Genomic DNA, 2,611 nt, shown 5'->3' on the forward strand with positions numbered 1-2,611 from the left:
GTATCCGGTAAAAGAACAAAATCCGGTTTTCCCATCCTGGCCAATGATCCGCACCTGGGCCTTAGCCTGCCCAACATCTGGATAGAGATGCAGCTTACAACGCCGGGCATGAATGTATATGGTGTGTCCATTCCGGGTGCACCGGCTATCATCATAGGGTTTAATGAAAAAGTAGCCTGGGGCATTACCAATGGCAGTGATGATGTAAGGGACTGGTACAAGCTAAAAATAACCAACGACTATAAACAATATGAGCTGGATGGGCAATGGCGTAAGCTGACCTACCGCGTTGAGGAAATAAAAAGAAGAGGGGAAGCCGCTTTTTATGATACGGTATACAGCAGCGTGCATGGGCCTATTGTAAACAACCGCAGCTTTCCCGGTAAGGATCCGGATATGATGGATATGGCATTACGCTGGGAGCTGCACCGCCCTTCCAACGAGTTTTATACTTTCATTAAGCTGAACACGGCTGCAGATTATAATGATTATAAAGCCGCTATCCGCAATTACAGCACCCCGCTGCAGAACTTTACTTATGCCGGCAAGGATAATGTTATTGCCATTAACCACCAGGGCAGCATGCCCGTTAAATGGGCCGGGCAGGGGAAATTTATACTGGATGGCACCCGCAGCGCGCACCTGTACACGAAATATATTCCGGTAGATAGCTTGCCACAGCGGTATAATCCGGATTGTAATTATGTGCAGTCAGCCAACCAGCACCCTACGTACGACAACTACCCTTATTACTATAATGGCTATTACAGTGAAACCAGGGCTAACCGCATAGAGCAGCTCCTGTCTAAAAGCGACAAGCTGGATATTGCAGGTATGGAAGCCATTCAGCTGGATAACACCAACTCTTTTTCAGCAGAAGCATTACCGGTGCTGTTAAGCAAAATTAACAGGAGCCGTTTAAACCCGCAGCAGCTGAAGGATCTGGATGCCGTAAGCCAATGGAAAGGCAATTATGATTACGAAGATAAAATAGCACGCCTGTACGAAATTTGGTGGGCCAACACCGTTTTTTATACCTGGGATGAGTTTAAGAACTACCGTTTTTACCTGCGGCCGCCGGATAAGGTGGTGCTGCTGGACCTCATCCGCAAAGACCCGGATAACAAGTATTTTGACCTGCAAAGCACTGCGCAGCAGGAGAATGCATCGGATATTATTACAGATGCCTTCATCACCTCCTCGAACGATTTCACTAAAACCCGTAAAGAAGGACGGGAGCAATGGGGCGATTATCACAAAGTGAATTTAATGCACCCCACCAACCTGCCGGCGTTTAGTGAAATGAGCCTTTCTGCCGGCGGCCAGTCGGAAGCTATTAACGCTACCTCCCGCAACTGGGGCCCATCCTGGCGCATGATCGTGGAGCTGGGCGACCGGCCAAAAGCATACGGTATTTACCCCGGCGGCCAGTCCGGCAACCCGGCCAGCGAGTATTACAACAACTTTACGAAAGACTGGAATAAAGGCAAATACTATCCGCTGCTGTTCTTCATGAACAGCGCAGAAGCAAAAGCAGCAGCCAGCAGTACCTGGACATTCAACACCGCCAAATAACAGACCGTATGAAAAAGAATATGCTGAACAATATAAAGATCCTTGCGCTCACCATTATACTTATTATACTCACCCGCCTGATAGGCATACTGCCCTGGTGGAGCTTTATTATACCCGTAGTGGCATTGGGCATTGTTATGACTATAAAGAAATGGAGCAGGGCCGGTTTTGGATTGGGCTTCCTGGCAGGTTTCCTCACCTGGGCCGGCGCTAACCTGTACTTTGATGCAGCTTTGCAGGGCGCTGTGCTGGATAAGCTGGGTCTTTTATTATCCGTACCCGCCATTGTAATAGTGCTGCTCTCCGGCATCATAGGCGGGCTGTTAACCGGGCTGGCATTGTACACCGGCAAAGCGCTGGTAGCGGAACGCAGTATAAGTATTTAGGGAATTTTTCTATCTTGTTCATCCTCAAAATGCTTGAACAGGATGAAAATAAGAAGGCTGATTCCACTGGTACTCATGTTCATAGCTGTGCATAGCCATGCACAGGATAAAGGTTACATTACTAACCGCGCACCCCTGCGCCCCAACCCATATATAGAGCTGCCTTTGGGCGCCATTAAACCACAGGGCTGGTTAAAGGAAATGCTGGTGCGCCAGAAAAATGGCATGACGGGTAAGCTGGATGAGCTGTACCCGCTGGTAATGAATGAACGTAACGGCTGGCTGGGCGGCGATGGCGACCAGTGGGAGCGGGGCCCTTACTGGATAGATGGATTGCTGCCGCTGGCCTACATCCTGAACGATCAGCAGCTGATAGCAAAAGTAAAACCCTGGGTGGAATGGGCTATCAAAAGCCAGCAGCCCGATGGTTATTTCGGCCCTTCCAAAGACTACCCTTACGAAGCCGGTTTGAACCGCGATAACAGCCGCGACTGGTGGCCAAAAATGGTGATGCTGAAAGTGCTGAAGCAATACTACATGGCCACGCAGGACCCGCGCGTGATCACTTTAATGACCAGGTATTTTAAGTACCAGCTGAAAGAGCTGCCGCAAAAACCGCTGGATCACTGGTCGTTCTGGGCCCGCTACCG

The 2,611-nt window shown here is 49.6% G+C and carries 3 protein-coding genes; all 3 read left to right on the forward strand.

Annotated features, from left to right (window positions below; translation table 11 throughout):
• Positions 1-1,575: penicillin acylase family protein (locus tag VIM87_RS11230; protein WP_331997082.1), on the forward strand; the 1,575-nt coding region annotated here is incomplete at its 5' end.
• Between the two features lie 8 nt (positions 1,576-1,583).
• Positions 1,584-1,961: a hypothetical protein gene (locus VIM87_RS11235; protein WP_331997083.1), complete on the forward strand. Its 378-nt coding sequence runs from the start codon at positions 1,584-1,586 to the stop codon at positions 1,959-1,961.
• 42 nt (positions 1,962-2,003) lie between these two features.
• The coding region (locus VIM87_RS11240) for a beta-L-arabinofuranosidase domain-containing protein (protein WP_331997084.1) at positions 2,004-2,611 on the forward strand (608 nt) is incomplete at its 3' end.

The organism is Chitinophaga sp., from assembly GCF_036569125.1.
In the GTDB taxonomy this organism is placed as follows: domain Bacteria; phylum Bacteroidota; class Bacteroidia; order Chitinophagales; family Chitinophagaceae; genus Chitinophaga.